This is a genomic window from Eubacterium ramulus ATCC 29099, assembly GCF_000469345.1.
In the GTDB taxonomy this organism is placed as follows: Bacteria; Bacillota; Clostridia; order Lachnospirales; family Lachnospiraceae; genus Eubacterium_I; species Eubacterium_I ramulus.
Map to the genome: position 1 here is coordinate 19,270 of NZ_KI271134.1, position 19,376 is coordinate 38,645.

16 protein-coding genes are annotated in these 19,376 nt (G+C 43.4%); 15 read left to right on the plus strand and 1 reads right to left on the minus strand.

Features of this window, described 5'->3' with window-relative positions:
- Positions 1-113 precede the first annotated feature (113 nt).
- The 12 genes from sdaAB (at position 114) to HMPREF0373_RS09115 (ending at position 16,143) form a co-directional block, all read left to right on the plus strand.
- Complete coding sequence (gene sdaAB / locus HMPREF0373_RS09060; protein WP_044963641.1) at positions 114-779, plus strand: L-serine ammonia-lyase, iron-sulfur-dependent subunit beta; 666 nt, start codon at positions 114-116, stop codon at positions 777-779.
- A gap of 37 nt (positions 780-816) precedes the next feature.
- Entirely contained in the window at positions 817-1,707 is an 891-nt protein-coding gene (sdaAA, locus tag HMPREF0373_RS09065) for an L-serine ammonia-lyase, iron-sulfur-dependent, subunit alpha (RefSeq protein WP_044963644.1), read from the plus strand.
- The gene (locus HMPREF0373_RS09070) at positions 1,704-2,228 is read left to right on the plus strand and encodes a gamma carbonic anhydrase family protein (RefSeq protein ID WP_021739389.1); all 525 of its coding nucleotides are present in this window, start codon (positions 1,704-1,706) and stop codon (positions 2,226-2,228) included. Before sdaAA ends, HMPREF0373_RS09070 begins: the two co-directional genes overlap by 4 nt.
- A gap of 648 nt (positions 2,229-2,876) precedes the next feature.
- Positions 2,877-5,774, plus strand: coding sequence for a hypothetical protein (locus tag HMPREF0373_RS09075; protein WP_044963647.1), 2,898 nt, complete (start codon positions 2,877-2,879; stop codon positions 5,772-5,774).
- A gap of 298 nt (positions 5,775-6,072) precedes the next feature.
- The gene (locus HMPREF0373_RS09080) at positions 6,073-7,008 is read left to right on the plus strand and encodes a substrate-binding domain-containing protein (RefSeq protein WP_021739392.1); all 936 of its coding nucleotides are present in this window, start codon (positions 6,073-6,075) and stop codon (positions 7,006-7,008) included.
- Between the two features lie 155 nt (positions 7,009-7,163).
- A complete protein-coding gene (gene pstC / locus HMPREF0373_RS09085; RefSeq protein ID WP_021739393.1) occupies positions 7,164-8,024 on the plus strand; it encodes a phosphate ABC transporter permease subunit PstC in 861 nt (286 codons plus the stop codon).
- On the plus strand, positions 8,024-8,860 hold the full coding sequence (pstA, locus tag HMPREF0373_RS09090) for a phosphate ABC transporter permease PstA (RefSeq protein ID WP_021739394.1): 837 nt from the start codon (positions 8,024-8,026) through the stop codon (positions 8,858-8,860). The genes pstC and pstA overlap by 1 nt, the downstream gene beginning before the upstream one ends.
- Positions 8,861-8,977: 117 nt before the next feature.
- Positions 8,978-9,736: a phosphate ABC transporter ATP-binding protein PstB gene (gene pstB, locus HMPREF0373_RS09095; RefSeq protein ID WP_044963687.1), complete on the plus strand. Its 759-nt coding sequence runs from the start codon at positions 8,978-8,980 to the stop codon at positions 9,734-9,736.
- A gap of 20 nt (positions 9,737-9,756) precedes the next feature.
- The gene (gene phoU / locus HMPREF0373_RS09100; protein ID WP_021739396.1) at positions 9,757-10,422 is read left to right on the plus strand and encodes a phosphate signaling complex protein PhoU; all 666 of its coding nucleotides are present in this window, start codon (positions 9,757-9,759) and stop codon (positions 10,420-10,422) included.
- 136 nt (positions 10,423-10,558) lie between these two features.
- Positions 10,559-12,907 carry a purple acid phosphatase family protein gene (locus HMPREF0373_RS09105; RefSeq protein WP_167618672.1) on the plus strand — a complete coding sequence of 783 codons (2,349 nt, stop codon included), beginning with the start codon at positions 10,559-10,561 and terminating at the stop codon, positions 12,905-12,907.
- Between the two features lie 73 nt (positions 12,908-12,980).
- Entirely contained in the window at positions 12,981-14,207 is a 1,227-nt protein-coding gene (locus HMPREF0373_RS09110; RefSeq protein ID WP_021739398.1) for a YibE/F family protein, read from the plus strand.
- A 160-nt stretch (positions 14,208-14,367) separates the two neighbouring features.
- Positions 14,368-16,143, plus strand: a complete 1,776-nt coding sequence (locus tag HMPREF0373_RS09115; protein ID WP_021739399.1) for a Na/Pi cotransporter family protein — start codon at positions 14,368-14,370, stop codon at positions 16,141-16,143.
- Positions 16,144-16,289: 146 nt separating this feature from the next.
- Here the strand turns inward: HMPREF0373_RS09115 and HMPREF0373_RS09120 are convergent, their stop codons facing one another.
- Positions 16,290-16,946 (minus strand): HAD family hydrolase, encoded by a 657-nt coding sequence (locus tag HMPREF0373_RS09120; RefSeq protein WP_021739400.1) that lies wholly within the window; start codon positions 16,944-16,946, stop codon positions 16,290-16,292.
- Between the two features lie 223 nt (positions 16,947-17,169).
- On the opposite strand from HMPREF0373_RS09120, the gene HMPREF0373_RS09125 reads away from it, so the two are divergent.
- From HMPREF0373_RS09125 to HMPREF0373_RS09135, 3 genes are all read left to right on the plus strand, one after another.
- Positions 17,170-17,823, plus strand: coding sequence for a histidine phosphatase family protein (locus HMPREF0373_RS09125; protein WP_021739402.1), 654 nt, complete (start codon positions 17,170-17,172; stop codon positions 17,821-17,823).
- Positions 17,792-18,250 (plus strand): GNAT family N-acetyltransferase, encoded by a 459-nt coding sequence (locus HMPREF0373_RS09130; protein ID WP_021739403.1) that lies wholly within the window; start codon positions 17,792-17,794, stop codon positions 18,248-18,250. Before HMPREF0373_RS09125 ends, HMPREF0373_RS09130 begins: the two co-directional genes overlap by 32 nt.
- 314 nt (positions 18,251-18,564) lie before the next feature.
- Positions 18,565-19,326: a hypothetical protein gene (locus HMPREF0373_RS09135; RefSeq protein WP_021739404.1), complete on the plus strand. Its 762-nt coding sequence runs from the start codon at positions 18,565-18,567 to the stop codon at positions 19,324-19,326.
- Positions 19,327-19,376 lie beyond the last annotated feature (50 nt).

Below are 19,376 nucleotides of genomic sequence, written 5' to 3' on the forward strand. Positions count from 1 at the left end.
GGGGGGGGGTAAAACTCTGTTAAGATTAATCTGATTCGCATGAGAAAGATCTGTATAAGCTAGTTTTCTTTCGCAGGATGATAATTTTTTGGAAAATAGGAGAGATAACGGATATGGATTTATTTGATATTGTTGGACCGATCATGGTAGGTCCTTCCAGTTCCCATACAGCAGGGGCAGTCCGCATGGGTTATGTGGCAGGGAAACTGCTGGGAGAGCCGATTCAGAAAGCAGAGATACTGCTGTACGGTTCTTTTCTTGCAACCGGAGAAGGACATGGAACAAGAAAAGCTATTGTGGCAGGTCTGCTGGGAATGCAGACAGATGATTACCAGATTGCGGATAGTTTCGAGATTGCCGCACAGCGAGGCATGGAAGTGGCATTCGGGGAAGCCAGACTGGAAGAGGCGCATCCGAATACGGCAGTAATCTGTCTGAATGGCATCAGCGGAAAGCAGACGGAGGTTCAGATTTCTTCTATCGGAGGTTCACGGATCAGCATTGATAAAATTGATGGTATCAATACCGGTTTTTCCGGAGAATGTCCGACGTTGATCGTGCATAATATCGACCAGCCTGGATGTATCGTGGCGGTAACTTCCATGTTAGCTAAGAAGAATGTCAATATTGCAACCATGCAGGTGTACCGTTCTGCAAAAGGACAGCAGGCGGTGATGGTAGTTGAGTGTGACCAGTTGATTCCGGAGGATGGAATTGTATGGCTTGCCGGAGTAGAAGGCGTACAGAAAGTGACTTATTTCCCGGGACTTACGGCGTAAAACAGATAACAGATAACGAAAAATGGGGTACAGGTATATGACAGCAGGATATCATACACTGAGAGAATTGCAGGAACAGGCAGTTTTACAGAATCGTGAAGTTTGGGAGATTGTCCGTAATGCGGATATGAGTGAGAATGAGCGCAGTGCCGAGGCATCATTTGAAAAAATGACCATCATGTATCAGGCGATGAAGCAGGCGGATGAGAGCTATAACGGTGCACTTCGTTCCGCCAGCGGACGGGCAGGCGGTGATGGCGCAAAATTGCAGCAGTATAATGCACAGGGAAAAAATATCTGCGGGGACTTTATCGGAAAAGTCATGGAGAAAGCGATTAAAATGGGTGAGTCAAATGCCTGTATGCGGCGGATCGTGGCAGCTCCGACAGCAGGATCCTGCGGTGTACTTCCGGCAGTTTTATTAAGCTATGAAGAGGACTTTTCAGCAACGCAGGAAGACCTGGTAAAAGCGCTGTACGTGGCGGCAGGCATTGGAACTGTGATCGCTGAAAATGCATCATTGGCGGGAGCTTCCGGTGGATGTCAGGCGGAGATCGGATCAGCGAGTGCCATGGCTGCAGGTGCGTTGGCAAGTCTTCAGGGAGGGGATGCAGAGACGATCATGCATGCGGCGGCACTGGCTCTGAAAAATATGCTGGGACTGGTCTGTGATCCGGTAGCTGGTCTGGTGGAAGTACCATGTATCAAACGTAATTCCTGCGGAGCAGTGAATGCGGTAACATCTGCCCAGCTGGCGTTGGCAGGCATACGAAGTGCCATCGCACCGGATGATGTGATCGACAGTATGCGGCGCACCGGGAATCAGCTTCCGGCTTGTCTGAAGGAAACCAGCGAGGGTGGACTGGCAGTGACGGAATCGGCAAGAGTATATCAGAGGCATTCAAATAAAAGAAGGATAGAGAAATGATGGAAAAAAAGGAAGAATGTGCAGAGACTGTTCAGAAAAAGAATTTTACGGATGCCTATGTGGCCGCCAGTGCAGATATCATAGGAGACGTTTCCATGGCAGAAGGCAGCAGTGTCTGGTATCAGTCCGTAGTCAGAGGAGACCATGATCGGATTGAGATCGGCGAAGGCAGCAATATTCAGGATGGTTGTGTGCTGCATGCAGATCCGGGTTTTCCTGTGATGATCGGAAGTTATGTAACGGTCGGACATAAGGCAATCATTCATGGGTGTGAGATTGGTGACGGTGCACTGATCGGCATGGGGGCGATTGTATTAAATGGTGCAAAAGTCGGAAAAAATGCAATGGTTGGAGCCGGTGCACTGGTAACGCAGGGAACGGTGATTCCGGATGGGATGCTGGCACTTGGTTCTCCGGCAAAAGTAAGACGGGCAGTGACAGAGGAAGAAATGGAAGAAAATCGAAAGAATGCGTTGGAATATATTGTCTGTGCCAGAGAGCAGTTTGGACAGGATTCCTGAAATTAAGATCGTTCGGAAAATGCTTTCCATAGGCATATGGAAAATGCATAAGCAAAATGATAAGATAAATATGAAATGACAGAAAACTCACAAAAATATAAAAAATATACAGAAAAAGTATTGACAAAAATACAAATGTGCAATACAATAAAGACAACAAAAGAAGAGAGACAACTTCAGAAAACATTATAACACGATATATAAGTAGAGAAGTTGAATCACATCTTTCGTTAAATAACAACAGGAGGTCAGTCCAATGGAGTAAGCAGATAAATATAATCTCTTTTGACAGAGTTTATCATTATAAAAGAAAATCGGTTAAAGGAGGAATAATCCATTGAGAGGCAGAGATCCATAGTTGGGACAAAAAAGAGAATATAGAAAGGGAGGTTATATAGTGAAACTTCGATTTAACAGGTGAGAGAGCTATCTGATGACGAGAAAGTCGGATAGCTCTTTTTTTGCGTTCATGAGCAAGTAGCGAAAGCGGATTGCGAATGTCTGCTTTATATAGGAGATATAGAACATCTAAAAAAACGTCCTTTTATTCTAAAAAAACTGCCTTTTGTCAAAGAGCTCTTTTTGCAATAATATTCCTATCAGTTATTTACTATGTAGGAAGGTTTTACGGAAAAGAGAGGAGAGCGTATGAACAGAAATTCTAAATTGTTACGGAAGTCTTTGGCCGTAGCAGGGGCAGTAACTCTTTCATTGTCAATGTGCAGTCCGGTGCTTGCGGCGGATGTATCAGCAACAGGAAGCAAACTGACGATCACAGATGTCAGCTATGGAGATGAGAGAGCAGTAACATCTACCGGAAAAGCATCTTCCGTCAGCAGTGTTACTTATACACTGGATGGCAAGAGCTATACCAAGAAAGCAGAAGATGGAAAAGTGCTGACTCTGGTTGTAGATGGACAGCAGGAAGATCTTACAGTAGGAAGCAGTTATGATGTAGACGGTGGCTATAACATCGCAGAAACCAAAGTTTACAAAAGTGGTGGTCCGAGTGCTCCACCATGGAATGGCCCGGATGCAGTAAAATCTATCTACAACTTCCGACAGGCATTACTTGTAAATGATGGAAAAGTTGTAGAGGACGGATCTGTTCTGGATGCGATTTCCGGTGATTATTCAGATACCGAGGCAAACAATGTAACCGTAAAATCAAACGGTGCACATTTTAATGGTATTTACGTAACAGGAAATTCCAAATATGCGATCAACAAAGCAAATGTGACTGCCAACGGTGACGGTGGTGATGATTTTTCTGGATGGGGATCAGCTGTCATGGCAGATCAGAATACAGATGTAACCATTAATGATTCTTATATCAATACAGCGGGAACCATTCGTACTGCAATCTGGGTTGGAGATAACTCCAAGACTACAGTAAATAACTCTGTCATCTATGCCCAGGAGACAAATGATGATTACAATACATATAGTGAACTGGTACCATCCATGATGAAACGTGTACCATTCGCACTTGGTATGGAGGGAACCATCCGTGCAACAAACGTACTTGGTGCAGGTCAGGCAATCTACAACAACAGTATGATCATCTCCACAGGCTGGGGTGCTCTGTCCACAGATTCCGGAACATCTCACAACAATACCGGTACATATGCACTTCAGGTAAATAATTCTGTTTCAGGTATCGGTACAGTAGAAGTGGCACAGGCTGCAAAGAAATATACTGCAACACAGACCGTAAACGGTGTGACTTACGGATACACCATGGGTGGTTCCGGATATGTAACATATGCGGATTCCGGTGTATGGAATAAATACAGCAATGTACGTTTCTACTCTCCGGACTATGTACAGATCCTTGCATCCGGTGAATCAAGTTCAATTTATGACGATTCCTATATGTATTGTGACCGTATCGCATTCATGACACAGCAGGCTGGCGGTGGTACACTGACATTGAAAGACAGTGAAGTGGATACCAAAGATGCTCTGATGCAGATTAAATCCGGTAAGGCAAACAAAGGCTACAGCCATCTTGTAGTGGATAATACAGATGTAGATTTCTCCGGTGATTCCAAACGTACTGACGATGGTATCCTGGTGGAACTGGTAGAATCTGACGATGCAGGTAACCCGGGTGTAACAAGTTACACCATCAATGATGCGGGCGAGGATGCGATCCCGACAGGTAAAGAGATCGATGATTCCAGCGCAACATTTAAAAATGGTGAGTATACCGGTGATATCTGGAACAGTATCTACAACAACAAACAGGCACTGGATGTATCTCTGGAAAATGCACAGCTGACAGGTACTGTATCCTCCTCAGTAGCAGTACATATTGATCCGGAGACAGGTGATGTGGTAGAGAACGGTACTGTTCTGCAGGCATACACAGGATCCGAAAGCGGAAACCATGCAAACTATCTGGCTGATGACGGCACAGGTACGACTGGCGATTATATGACAATCGGAAGCTTCTCTCATACAGCTCACAAGACAATTAATAACCCGGTCAACCTGGATGTCGACAAAGATTCCACATGGACCGTTACCGGTGACAGCTACCTGAACACACTGGATCTGGCAGCAGAAGACTGTATCACAGCAGCAGATCCGGAGACTGTTTACACAACAGCATTGACCGTTGGCAATGTAGCATATGAGTATGGTACATACACCATCAACAACGTAACCATCAAAGTAGAAGCAAGTGATATTGTAATTCCGGATACCGGTATTGCGGCAGAAGGACAGACTTTCGTAAATATCCCATATGTATTCTATGTGGAAAATGAGGATGGTACCTACAATTCAGCAGCTGTAAAAGTAGCGACACTGAATACCCCATCAGGTACGGTACTGTTCAGCGTTGATGTACAGGATGGTTATGAGATCGTTTCTACTACACCGACAAATGGACAGATTGATCCAAGTACTGATTTTGCTGAGTACCCATATGTTCTGAGTTCCACCGGAGGCCCGAGGGATCAGATGCAGGTTGTCATCAAAGTAAGAGCAAAAGGAGCAACCCCGGCACTGGATGGTCTTGCAATGGCAGAAGATGGCAACTGGTACCTGTATCAGAATGGTGTTGTAACATCTGGTTACAATGGACTTGCAGCAAACGAGTATGGCTGGTTCAAAGTAACGAATGGAAAAGTAGATTTTGATTACACAGGACTTGCAAGCAACGAGTATGGCTGGTTCAAAGTAACCAACGGAAAAGTTGACTTTGATTACACAGGACTTGCAGCAAACGAGAACGGCTGGTTCAAAGTAACCAACGGAAAAGTTGACTTTGATTATACAGGACTTGCAGCAAACGAGTATGGCTGGTTCATGGTAGTCGGAGGAAAAGTAGACTTTGGCTATACAGGACTTGCATCCAATGAAAATGGCTGGTTCATGGTAATTGGAGGAAAAGTAAACTTTGATTACAACGGACTTGCAGCAAATGAGTATGGTTGGTTTAAGGTAACCAATGGAAAAGTAGACTTTGGTTACACAGGACAGGCATCCAACGAGTATGGAACCTGGAATGTAGTCGGAGGAAAAGTGGTTTTCTAATCTTTACTATAGAAAACAATTAAAAAAGTAGAAATAATTCTATAAAATAAAACTCCCACAAAAAGAAGAAGGCGTCGTATCCTTGCGGTATGATGCCTTCTTTTTTCAGGAAAAAGCAGAGATTTCCCTTTGAAAGTAAAGTTTTTTACAAAAGCTTTACTTTTTTTTTGCATGAATCGGATAGTATGAAAAACAGATTCGAGATAAAGTATACCGCGTAAGGCAAACAAGAAATAACTTGCCAACATAATTAAAAATAAGATAGACAGGACAATGATTGTAAAAAGGAGAGAATAAGATGAAATTAAAAAAAATGATGGCGCTTGTACTTTGCGCAACAACAGTAGCAGGACTTGGACTTACAGGATGTGGAAACAGCAGCGACAACAGCACAGCAGGTGATGGAACAAGCGCAGCAAAAGAAAGCGGTGATGCAGGAAAGACAGACGCATCTGATTTTTCCGGAAATATCACAGTATTATCTCGTGAGGATGGTTCCGGTACAAGAGGTGCTTTCATCGAGCTGTTTGGAATTGAAGAGAAAAATGAAGCAGGCGAGAAAGAGGACATGACAACCGTAGATGCAACCATCACAAACAACACAGAGGTTATGATGTCTACGGTAGCCGGTAACGAATATGCAATCGGTTACTGTTCCCTCGGTTCTTTGAATGATACGGTTAAAGCTGTAAAAATCGACGGTGCTGAAGCAACCACAGAGAACGTATCCAACGGATCTTATAAAGTATCCAGACCGTTCAACATTATTACAAAAGATACTGTAAGTGATGTGGCACAGGACTTTATCAACTATATCATGAGTGCGGATGGTCAGGAAGTAATCTCCAATGACGGATATATTTCCGTGGCAGAAGGTGAGGCATTTACCTCTACAGGAGCAAGCGGAAAAATCACAATTGATGGTTCTTCCAGTGTATCACCGGTTATGGAGAAACTGGTAGAGGCTTACAAAAAAGTAAATCCGAATGCAGAAATTGAGCAGCAGACAACGGATTCAACAACAGGTATCACATCTGCAATTGACGGAAAATGTGATATCGGAATGGCTTCCCGTGATCTGAAAGAAGAAGAGACAGGTGTAAAAGCTACCAAGATTGCACTTGATGGTATCGCAGTTATTGTAAACAATGATAACCCAACCGATGAGATCAGTTCTGATATGGTAAAACAGATCTTCACCGGTGAAGTTACAAAATGGCAGGATGTAAAATAATTGATTCAGTAAAATAATGATTTCAGAACTACATTTGTTATAGAAAAGTTCCTATGTTCTGAATGACTATGATATATGCGTCATGAAAGATTCGAATCTCCGCTTTGCACAGGAAGGGTCTGCATGGCGCATTCCCACAGGGAGAAATAAAATATATGAAACGAAAAGAAAAAGTGTTTGAAATTATTTTTCTGTTAGTTGCCTGTATTTCCATTGTGGCAGTAGCCATGATCTGTATCTTCTTATTTGCAAATGGAATTCCGGCAATGGGAAAAATTGGACTGGGAAAATTCCTCGGCGGACAGGTGTGGAAGCCGGGAAATGATAAATATGGTATCTTTCCGATGATCATCGGAAGTCTGTATATTACAGGCGGTGCCATTGCAGTAGGTGTACCGATTGGTATTTTTACTGCAGTATTTCTTGCAAAGTATTGTCCGGAAGGACTTTATAAAATTATGAAACCGGCAACCGAACTTCTGGCAGGAATCCCTTCTGTCGTATATGGATTCTTTGGATTGATGGTAATCGTGCCGGCGGTCCGTATGATCTTCGGAACAAATAACACAGACGGTATGAGTATTCTGACAGCATCTTTCCTTCTTGGAATTATGATATTGCCGACGATCATCGGTGTAACGGAGACGTCCATCCGGTCTGTAAATAACGCCTATTTTGAAGGCGCGCTGGCATTGGGTGCTACAAAGGAAGCAAGCATCTTCCGTTGTGTGATCCCGGCAGCGAAATCCGGTATTTTAGCCGGTGTGGTACTTGGCATCGGACGTGCCATTGGTGAGACCATGGCGGTAGTAATGATTGCAGGAAATCAGCCACGTATGCCGCAGGGAATTTTGCAGGGAGTACGTACACTGACCACAAATGTTGTGCTTGAGATGGGATATGCAACCGGACTTCACAGAGAAGCACTGATCGCAACCGGTGTGGTACTGTTTGTATTTATCCTGATCATTAATCTGGCATTCAGCATCATCAAAGGAAAAGGAGAGAAGGAGTAATGAAAAAGACAAAGAAAAAAATTTATGCCGGCTCTCTGATTTTAAAAATACTGGTTATTCTGGCAGCTGTTTTTACGCTTGTGATGCTTGGTTATCTGATTGTATATATTCTTGCAAAAGGTATTCCGCATCTGACTCCGTCGCTGTTTTCTATACATTATGACAGTGACAATGTATCAATGCTTCCATCCATTATCAATACATTGATCATGATCGGAGTAGCGTTACTGATCGCAGTTCCGGTAGGTGTATTTTCAGCGGTATATCTGACAGAGTATGCAAAAAAAGGAAATAAACTTGTAAAAGTAATCAGAACTACGGCAGAAACTCTGACAGGCATTCCTTCTATCGTATATGGATTATTTGGTATGTTGTTTTTCGTAACTGCCTGCCACATGTCCTATTCCTTAATGGCAGGTATTTTAACAGTAGCGATCATGGTTCTGCCAACGGTTTTGAGAACCACAGAGGAAGCACTTTTAGCAGTGCCGGACAGCTTCCGTGAGGGAAGTTTCGGGCTTGGCGCAGGAAAACTTCGTACGGTATTTCGAATCGTGCTTCCAAGTGCGATACCAGGTATTCTTTCCGGTGTTATTCTTTCTACCGGACGAATCGCCGGTGAGACAGCTGCACTGATCTACACCGCAGGAACCATGGCAACGTTACCGAAGAATCTGCTTTCTTCCGGACGTACGCTGGCCGTTCACATGTATGTGCTTTCCCAGGAAGGTCTGCATACGGATCAGGCATTTGCCACTGCAGTTATTTTGCTGGTAATGGTGCTTTTGATCAATATTTTATCTTCCGTCATTGCAAAGAAAATGCAGAGAGATTAAAGCGATACGATCGGCACGGAAAAAAATCTTTTGAATTAGTTTTTATAAATACCAAAAGAGAACTGGATGAACATAATTTGCAAACAGCAATATGTGAGAGAGGACAACGAAAAGAACATGTTAAAAAATAAAATGACAATCGAGCATATGAATCTTCATTACGGAGATTTTCATGCGTTAAAAGATATTAATCTGAATATTAAAGAAAATCAGATTACAGCGTTTATCGGACCTTCCGGATGTGGTAAATCCACCTTGCTGAAATCCTTAAACCGTATGAATGATCTGGTAGAGGGATGTGAAATTGACGGTCTGATCGCATTGGACGGCGAAGATATTTACGGAAATAATATGGATGTAAACCTGCTGAGAAAAAGGGTTGGTATGGTATTTCAGAAGGCAAATCCATTTCCGATGAGTATTTATGATAATGTGGCATTCGGACCGAGAACTCACGGTATCCATAATAAAGCACAGCTGGATGAAATTGTGGAGAAATCGCTTCGTGATGCAGCTATCTGGGACGAAGTAAAAGACCGTCTGAAAAAGAGTGCACTGGGTGTATCCGGTGGACAGCAGCAGAGAATCTGTATTGCCCGTGCGCTGGCTGTTCATCCGGAGGTACTTCTGATGGATGAGTCCACATCTGCGCTGGATCCGATTTCCACATCCAAGATCGAGGATCTTGTTATGGAACTGAAATCCCAGTACACCATCGTTATGGTAACACATAACATGCAGCAGGCAGTACGTGTATCTGATCAGACCGCGTTTTTCCTGCTGGGCGACCTTGTAGAGTATGGTGATACCGATCAGTTATTCTCCACACCGAAAGAGAAAAAGACAGAAGATTATATTACCGGTAGATTTGGTTAATGCAAGGGAGAACATAAAAAATGAGAAATCAATTTGACAGACAGTTAAATACTTTAAACGGTGAATTGATCCAGATGGGTCACATGGTAGAGCAGGCAATCGAGCATGCGATTGAAGCCATGGTACATCAGGATGCAGAAAAAGCAAGACAAAACATGGAATTTGACTCCGAAGTAGATCAGCAGGAAAAAGATATTGAGACACTGTGTATGAAACTTCTGATGAAACAGCAGCCGGTAGCCAGAGATCTTCGCCTGATTTCCGCAGCATTAAAGATGATTACAGATATGGAACGAATTGGTGATCAGGCAGCAGATATTTCAGAATTAGCGTTATGTCTGGTAAATGAAAAAGAATTGCCGATGATGGATCGTATGAAACAGATGTCACAGGAATGCATGCTGATGGTTATGAAAGCACTGGAAGCTTTTGTGGCAAAAGATATTGAGATGGCAAAAAAAGTAATCGCGAGAGATGATGTGATCGATGCTATGTTTGATGATACAAAAAAAGAAGTGATCGAGTTGATCCAGAATCACGGAGCAGGTGCAGAAGTAGCGACAGATCTGCTGATGGTAGCCAAATACTTCGAGCGCATCGGCGATCATGCCACAAATATTGCGGAATGGGTCATTTTTTCTGTTAATGGAACCCATCCGACGATTAATCCGGAACCGGTTTTGTAGAAATCGGAATAGTTTACTCACACCTTGTCGGGTGATGAGTGGGCTGCAATTAAGTAATAGCGGATGCTGATCCGATATTATAAAACAGGCAATTGCCTGGGTAACTGTGAAAACAGCACGCTTTGTGGAGGATGAGATGAACAAAAACAAGAATTTATGGAAAAAGGGTGTAGTTGTAGCTGCTGCGGCAGCCATGATTACAGGCGTGGTACCGTCTGTAAACGCATTTGCTTATGGCGCGTATGATGTAAGTCAGAGCACCTTCAAGACGGATACCGATAATTCAGCAGATTTTCAGAATTGGGTATCCAATGTATGGCAGGGTGGTGAAGGCGCTTTTTCCGGAACAGATCAAGTAGCACTGACACCGGGATCTGATGCAAATGACCTGAATTTCGGGTGGTATTCTGAAAGTAAAGGAATACCGGCCGTTATGATCTGGAAAGTCGGTGCGAAAGGAGCGGCTGAGGTATTTACCGGAACAGCATCTGATATCAGTGCAGCAAACTGGCAGGGAAAGACTTATACCGCATCCAATAAAGTAAATATTGAAAATTATTTTGCTGAAAATACAAAATATTGTTATCAGTACACGAATGATTACAAAGAGGATGGCACCAGTGTATGGTCTGAACAATACACTTATACCACACAGTCAACCGATCAGTTTTCTGTTATCCTTACCGGTGATCCACAGGTAGGCGCTTCCGGAAGTTCTTCCGATAGACAGGCGAATGATGCAAGTGTCGCAAGAGATGCTTATAACTGGAATAAAACCATGCAGCAGGCAATCAAAACATGTCCGGATGCGGCATTTCTGTTATCAGCAGGCGATCAGATCAATGAGTCCAACTCCAATACAGAAGAAGTAAGAAAAACAAGAGAAAGCGAATATGCCGGATATTTATATCCATCTGTATTCAGAAGTCTTCCGATCGCAGCAACCATTGGAAATCATGATATGAACGGATCCGATTATTCTGCACATTTCAATAATCCGAATTCCGGAGAAAATCTTGGACAGACAGCGGCAGGAAGTGATTTTTACTTTAATTACGGCGATGCATTATTTATTTCACTGAACAGTAATAACCGTAATCAGGCAGAGCACAGAAAATTCATGCAGGAAGCAGTTGCAAGCAATCCGGATGCAAAATGGAAAGTAGTAATCTTCCACAGTGATATTTATGGTTCAGGTCAGCCGCATGCGGATACCGATGCTTCTACAAACAGAATTATTTTTGCTCCGTTGATGGATGAGTTTGATATTGATGTCTGTCTGACAGGTCATGACCATACCTACTCACGAAGCTATCAGGTATTAGACGGAAATGTTGTGGATTATGATATCAGCAGCGGAACAGTTGCTGATCCGGAAGGTACCATGTATATTACAACAGGTTCCGGTTCAGGTTCCAAATATTACAACCTGTTAAACTATACACCGTATTATATTGCTGAGAGAACAAATGAGTGTCTGCCATCTTTCTCAACCATTGATTTCACAGATGATTCCTTTACGATCAAAACCTATGATTATAATGGAAACCGCTATGCAGATGACTTTACGATCACAAAAACGGAGGATGCACAGTCGTCAGATGAAGTGATCGCATCAGCAGAAGAATTGTTGAACAGTACCGATGTGACTTACACGGAAGAGAGTGTGGCTGCATTAAAAAGCGCTCTGGAAGAACTGAAAACGGTGAAAACATCTCTCGTTACGGCAGAAGATCCGCTTGCAGCAGATGTTATCGCAAAATATGGTACGGATGCAGATCCGGTCAGAGGATACGGTTCTGTGAAGAATGCTGAGAATAAAGATGGTTCGGTAAACCGATTCAAAAAAGGATTATCCACACTTCTTGACAAGACAATTTATTTACAGGTAACAGAAGGAAAACAGGAACAGTCTGCAGATTATACAGCAGAGAAAGCTCCCGTGATCAAAGGGCTGGATAAAGCAACAAAAGCTGTTGTTGATGCGATGAATGCACTGGAAACCGTGATTCCGGACGGACTTGCAAATGAACCGGCAGCAGACGGAAACTGGTATTATTATAAAAACAATAAAGTCGCAGATGATTATACCGGACTTGCAGCAAATGCATATGGTTGGTGGTACATTCAGAATGGAAAAGTAGATTTTAATGCAACCGGACTTACGTCAAATGAATACGGCTGGTGGTATGTTCAGAATGGAACCATAGATTTTAAAACAACCGGACTTGCAGCAAATGAATACGGCTGGTGGTATGTGGAAGGCAGCAAGATCAATTTCAACTATACCGGACTTGTAGCAAATGAGTATGGCTGGTGGTATGTAGAAGGCGGCAGGATCAACTTCAATCATACCGGACTTGTGGCAAATGAGTATGGTTGGTGGTATGTAGAAGGCGGCAAGATTAATTTCAATTATACCGGATCTGCAGCAAATGAGTACGGCTTGTGGAACGTGAAAAACGGCAGGGTTGATTTTAATTGAGGTTCAATCTCCGATTGAGATCAATGCTCCGCGAAGGCGGATGAGATATCGTGGAAAAGGACTCGTGTAACGGGTGAAACGAAAATGGGATGTTGTACTTTTGTATGACATCCCATTTTGGCAGGTGAAGAAAGAAGGATGGATGGTGAAAGAAAGAAAACAAAGTTTCAAATGGGGCAAATACCTTATCGTAATCGGTATTATCATATTGATGTTTCTGTTTTTCCAAAGCGTAGAAAGAAAACCGCTGCTGGCAGACGATCACATGGTTTTTGTAAAGGCTGTTGTGGTTCAGAATGATCATGAAGTACAGCAGGCACAGGCGTCTCTGGACAGCGGGGATACACAGGAGATTGTGCTGAAAATCAAATCCGGAAGTCATAAGGGAGAAACCGTGGATGCTTACAGCCTGAACGGTTATTTGTATGGTGCTGACTGTAAAGTGGGAACTAAGGTAATCGCAAGTCTGTCTGAGTATGACGGAGAACTGTCGGCTAATGTATATAATTACGACCGTGAACTGGAAATCGGGCTTTTGCTGGCAGTATTTTTTGGCCTGATGTGGCTGGTTGGAGGGAAAAAAGGATTCAATTCGATCATTGCACTGATTTTTACGTTCTGTGTCGTGATTATGCTGTATATACCAATGATGTATATCGGTATTTCCCCCTTTGCGTCCGCTACGGTGTCAGTGGTGATTATCACATTTGTCACTTTTGTCCTGATTGCGGATTTTCAGATGAAATCGATCGGAGCTATGCTGGGCACAATTTTTGGTGTAATTGTTTCCGGTCTGATCGCACTTTTATTCGGTCATTTCGGACATGTGACAGGCTTTAACGTAGATGATATTGAGAATCTGATTTATGTGGGGCAGAATTCCAGACTGGATATCGGCGGGATGCTTTTTTCCGGAATTTTGATTGCATCACTGGGAGCGGTCATGGATGTAGCTATGTCTGTTTCCACTTCCCTGCATGAAATTAAAGAACAGCGGCCGGATATTACAGCAAAAGAGATTTTTAAATCCGGAATCAATATCGGGCGTGATATGATCGGAACAATGTCGAATACGCTGATCCTTGCATATGCCGGGGGAAGTCTGGGGCTGGTTATGATCATTTATGCATATTCTTATCAGATGCATCAGATACTGAATATGTACTCCCTTGCGATTGAAATCATGCGGGGAATTGCAGGTACAATCGGCATTATTCTTACCGTTCCGATCACATCGCTGATCATGTCTGTGCTGTTGACAAGAGGCGGACAAAAGATTTCTACAGATAAATGTAAATAGAATGTAAAAAATTTACATACTCTTTACATTAGAATCTCCTGAATTTTACATAGAGTGATTAAAGTGATACATGTAGCAATATGTTAGATAATAACAGGTAAGTACAGTTGGTTTGCAAGATTATTTTTACACAGAATAAAATTCAGGAGGTTTCTTTACTATGGACATATTTGCGATTTTATCGTTGATTGGCGGACTCGCCCTGTTTTTATATGGAATGAATGTTATGGGGGATGGTCTGACAAAAGTTTCCGGCGGAAAGCTGGAAAAAATTCTGGAAAAACTGACATCGAATCCAATCAAAGCCGTTCTGCTCGGTGCAGGTGTTACGGCGGTGATCCAGTCATCGTCAGCTACGACCGTTATGGTTGTCGGTTTTGTAAATTCCGGGATTATGAAGCTGTCTCAGGCAGTGGGAATCATTATGGGTGCCAATGTGGGTACTACGATCACATCATGGATCCTGAGTCTTTCCGGTATCCAAAGCAGCAGTTTTTTTATCCAGATGCTGAAGCCGACATCATTTTCCCCGATTCTGGCAATCATAGGTCTGCTTCTGATGATGTCATCAAAAAATGATAAGCATAAAGATGTAGGAAGCATTTTGCTTGGATTTGCAGTGCTGATGTTTGGAATGGATGCGATGAGTTCTGCAGTGGAACCGTTGAAGGATGTACCGCAGTTCACACATCTGCTTACCATGTTTACGAATCCGCTGCTCGGAATGCTGGCTGGTCTGATCCTGACGGCGATCATCCAGAGTTCGTCTGCATCTGTCGGTATTTTACAGGCGCTGTGCAGTACAGGCGCAGTAAGCTTCGGATGTGCGATACCGATCATCATGGGACAGAACATTGGTACATGTGTGACAGCGATTATTTCATCAGTCGGAGCATCGAAAAATGCAAAGCGGACAGCATTAGTACATTTGTATTTTAATATTATCGGAACCGCATTGTTTATGATCGTATTTTATGCGATCAATGCTTTTGTACATTTTGATTTCCTCGGAGATGCGGCGACACCGGCGGGAATTGCAGTTGTTCACAGTATTTTCAATATAGCAGCGACCATCGTACTGCTTCCGTTTGCAAAAGTGTTGGAGAAGCTGGCTTACATGTCTATCAAGGAAGATCATGCGGAGCGCAGAACAGCTGTTCAGGAGAGCGAGGAGGAATTGAAAAAACTGGATGTCCGCTTCCTGGAACAGCCGGGTCTGGCTATCAGCCACTGTATGGAAGCTACAGCCTGTATGGCACACATGAGTGAAGAAGCGTTGACAAAAGCACTGACACTTATGGATCAGTATGACGAAGAAAAAGCCGCACAGGTGGAAAAACTGGAAAGTCGTATCGATCATTTTGAAGATCGCATCGGTTCCTATGTCATCCAGATTACAAACCGCAATATGCTGGAGAATGACAGTGCGAAAATGTCTGTCATCCTGCACAGTATCAACGATCTGGAGCGTATTTCTGATCATGCGGTAAACTTAAAGGAAAGCGCACAGGAGATGCAGGAAAAAGGGCTGCAAATGTCCTTTGAGGGAAATTCCGAAATCATGTTCCTGCGCAGAGCAGTGACGGATCTGGTAAATCTGACCGTTCAGGCACTGCGTAATAATGACAAGAAACTGGCAAAAGAGATCGAGCCGTTGGAAGAGGTGATTGATGATCTGAGTGATGAACTGAAACGTCGTCATGTCATCCGTCTGAAAGAGGGAAGATGTACGATTGAGATGGGGTTTGTGCTGACAGATATGACCACCAGCCTGGAGCGCATCGCAGATCACTGTTCTAATATCGGAGTCAGCATCCTGGAGAGCAGTGAGGAAAATATTGGTCGTCATGCGTATCTGAACTCTGTGAAAAAAGAAGATACGAAAGAGTTCCAGGAGCGGTATGAGCATTACCGGGAACTGTATTTCTTTGAGTAGATTCATGAGCAAGCAGCGAAAACAGATTGCGAATGACCGCTTTACATTGTAAATCGAGAAATTGCAGGTTTTATAAATCGAAATCGTGGGTATTCTATCCCGGCAGCTGACAAGCGCCTGCCAGGAAAACAATCCCCACGATTTTTTTACATATCTGATATAGCGTTTACCAGTTCTGTTGGCGTGGATACAATCTGTGCCGCACCATTTTCTTTTAGAAATTCTGTTGATTTAAATCCCCAGTTTACACTGATACATGGAATTCCGGCATTGGCAGCTGTCTGAATGTCAACTTCGGAATCCCCGATATAAATACAGTTTTCCGGTTTCACATCCAGTTCACGCATTGCCTGAAAAACAGTATCCGGTGCCGGTTTTTTATGGATAGACGGAGTTTCTCCGATAGCAACCGGAATAACATCATCAAAAAAGTCCTGCCGCAGTTTTTTTACAGCCGCATCGAATTTATTGGATACAATAGCGAGATGATACCCATGTTCTTTGAGACGGTAAAGTGCATCCATGATCCCTTCATATGGTTTCGTATTGTCCAGCATGTGTGCTTTATAATAAATCTGAAACTCTTTCATGCAGGCATCATAGTTCGGATTGCTGCGACCCTGTGGCAGAGATCTTTCTATTAGTACATAGATTCCGTTTCCAACCTTCTCCCGGATTTCTTCACAGGTATAGGATGGACCACCGTATTTTTTCATGCAGTAATTTACACTGTTGGTCAGATCCTGTAAACTGTTCAGTAAAGTCCCGTCCAGATCAAAAATAGCTGTATTTCGTGTCGACATTTTAATTCCTCCTATGTCAGTTGAGCATTCAAGTTATATGTGTGCATCTCGCAGCAAGAATGCCGAGGGCATTCTTGAACATTCTGGTCAGCATAAGCTGACATATATGCGGATCGTTCGTATTTGATGACTGATATCGATGCCATTCTAGCAGAAAAAGGTTCGTTCGTCAAAAATGCTGTAAATGTGTTATACTTAATGAAAAGAATAGGGGGATCACAAGATGCAGATTTTATGGATTCGTCACGGGAAGACGTTGGGAAATGTACAGCGGCGTTATGTGGGGAGAACAGACGAAGGTCTGACGGATGAGGCAAAATTATGTTTGCAAAAAAAGCAGGTTCTGATGCAGGATCTGTGCGTGCAAACAGAAAGCGACAGGAATCCGGGAAAATGGTATCATGCCGGGGCATTTGTACCGGATTTTGTATACAGCAGTCCGATGATGCGCTGCCGGGAGACGGCAGAGATTTTATTTCCCGGACAGGTATTATGTGTTCAGGAGGGACTTCAGGAGACGGATTTCGGAGATTTTGAATATAAAAATTATGAGGAACTGAAAGAAAATCCGGCGTATCAGGCATGGATCGACAGTGGTGGGCAGATGATGGTTCCAAATGGTGAAAGTGGAGCAGGTTTCCGTCATCGGTGCTGCCGGGCATATGAGCAGTGTGTCCGGGATGCACAGGAAAAAGGTGCACAGCGAATTGCAATTGTGTGTCATGGTGGTACAATTATGTCAGTACTGGAACGATATGGAAGACCGGAGAAATCTTTTTATGAATGGCAGATTGCCAACGGATGTGGGATTCTGACTGAGACGATAGAAGAAGGAGGATATCATTATGGTATTCGGGAAATTGGTAAGTGGGAGTGAGAAAAATGAACAGACACGGCAGGTGGCGGATATCCGCAGCCGGGTACTGGAAGAGGAATGTGGGCTGAAGATTGAGGAAGAGCCGGAGGCTTTTTGCATGTATGCCCTTGCGTATGAAGGGGATACCCCGGTGGCGACCGGAGGAATTACTTTTGACGGTGAAAGTTACCGGATCCAGGAAGTGGCAGTGCTGCCGGAGTTTCGACGGAAAAAATATGGCGATTTTATTGTGCGGCTGCTGATCGACAAGGCGATGCTGTCCGGAGCACAGACGATTGAGGCGGATGTGCTGCAGGGAGCGGAAGTATTGTTTCAGGAAGTCGGATTTGCGGAGGCCGGAGCCTGGTATGAAAAAGAAGGCAGGCAGTGGCAGCCAATGCAGCTGCAGGCGGGAAATATCCATAAATGCTGCAACTGTGGACAGTAAGCATGGGGTATAAATCTGCTTTATTTTTTTAGTGTTCCGAATTATATAAAAAGGATTGAAAAAGTGGTTTAAAAAGGCAAGTTTTTTTCGAGAAAAAGAGATATGATAACAGTGATAAAAAACTCTTTTCCCTTTTAACAGTGTATAACTTCAAATTCCCGTGCCTTCTCCGGCATGGGAATTTTGATTCATTGATAGAAACAAGAAAGATGTGCCATTGATAATTGCAAGCGTGTAAGTGTGCGATAGCACACTTTCTTTTGATGGAAAATGAATTTATTTGACACTACAGGTAACAGGAGAGAATACGGAAAATGAAAAAAAATCGGAAGCAGCACCTTTTACTGGCAGTTCTGCTGGTGGTTGTGATCGGTGTTGTGTGCGGCGGTATCAGGATGGTTCAGAGCCGGAAGGCTGCAGAATCAGAGCCGGCATTTTCACTGACAATTTCGGGAGTGCCCATCAGTGAGGAAGAATATGTACAGTGTATGAAGCGTGTCAGATATGATACGAAGATGGAACTGAAAGGTCAGAAAAAAGACATTACGGAGGACACAGTCTGGACCGAGACATATGCGGACGGACAGACGGGGTATGAAATCCTGGCGGAGCGGACTGTGGAACAGTTAAAGTATATTCATGCGGTATATGATCTTGCAAAAGAAAAAGGCTATATTCAGGATGCAACTTTTACCGGAATGAAACATCGGATGGAACAGGAAAATATGCAACGGAGTGAAAAAGTAGCCCGTGGTGAGGCAGTTTACGGACTGAAAGAGTACACGCTGGATCTGTATCAGGAATATGAACTGAGTATGATAGAAGAAGCATATATTCTGGATGAGACGAATGAGGGCATGGGATTGACGGAAGAAGAAATTGAAGCCTACTATAATACCCGTGACTGGATCGTCGGAGAGGATGCAAGAAAGGCAGATCTGTCAGAAGCACGGGCAGCCGTCATTGATGAGATGCGCAGGAACCGTTATAAGGAGCTGACAGAACAGAAAGCAGCGGTTGCAGAAGTAGACGGGGATATGGACCAGTTATCTCAGTTTACTTTGAAACAATTGTAATATCTGATTCATGGGGGATGTAGACTTGCAGAGATGCACAGAAGAATATG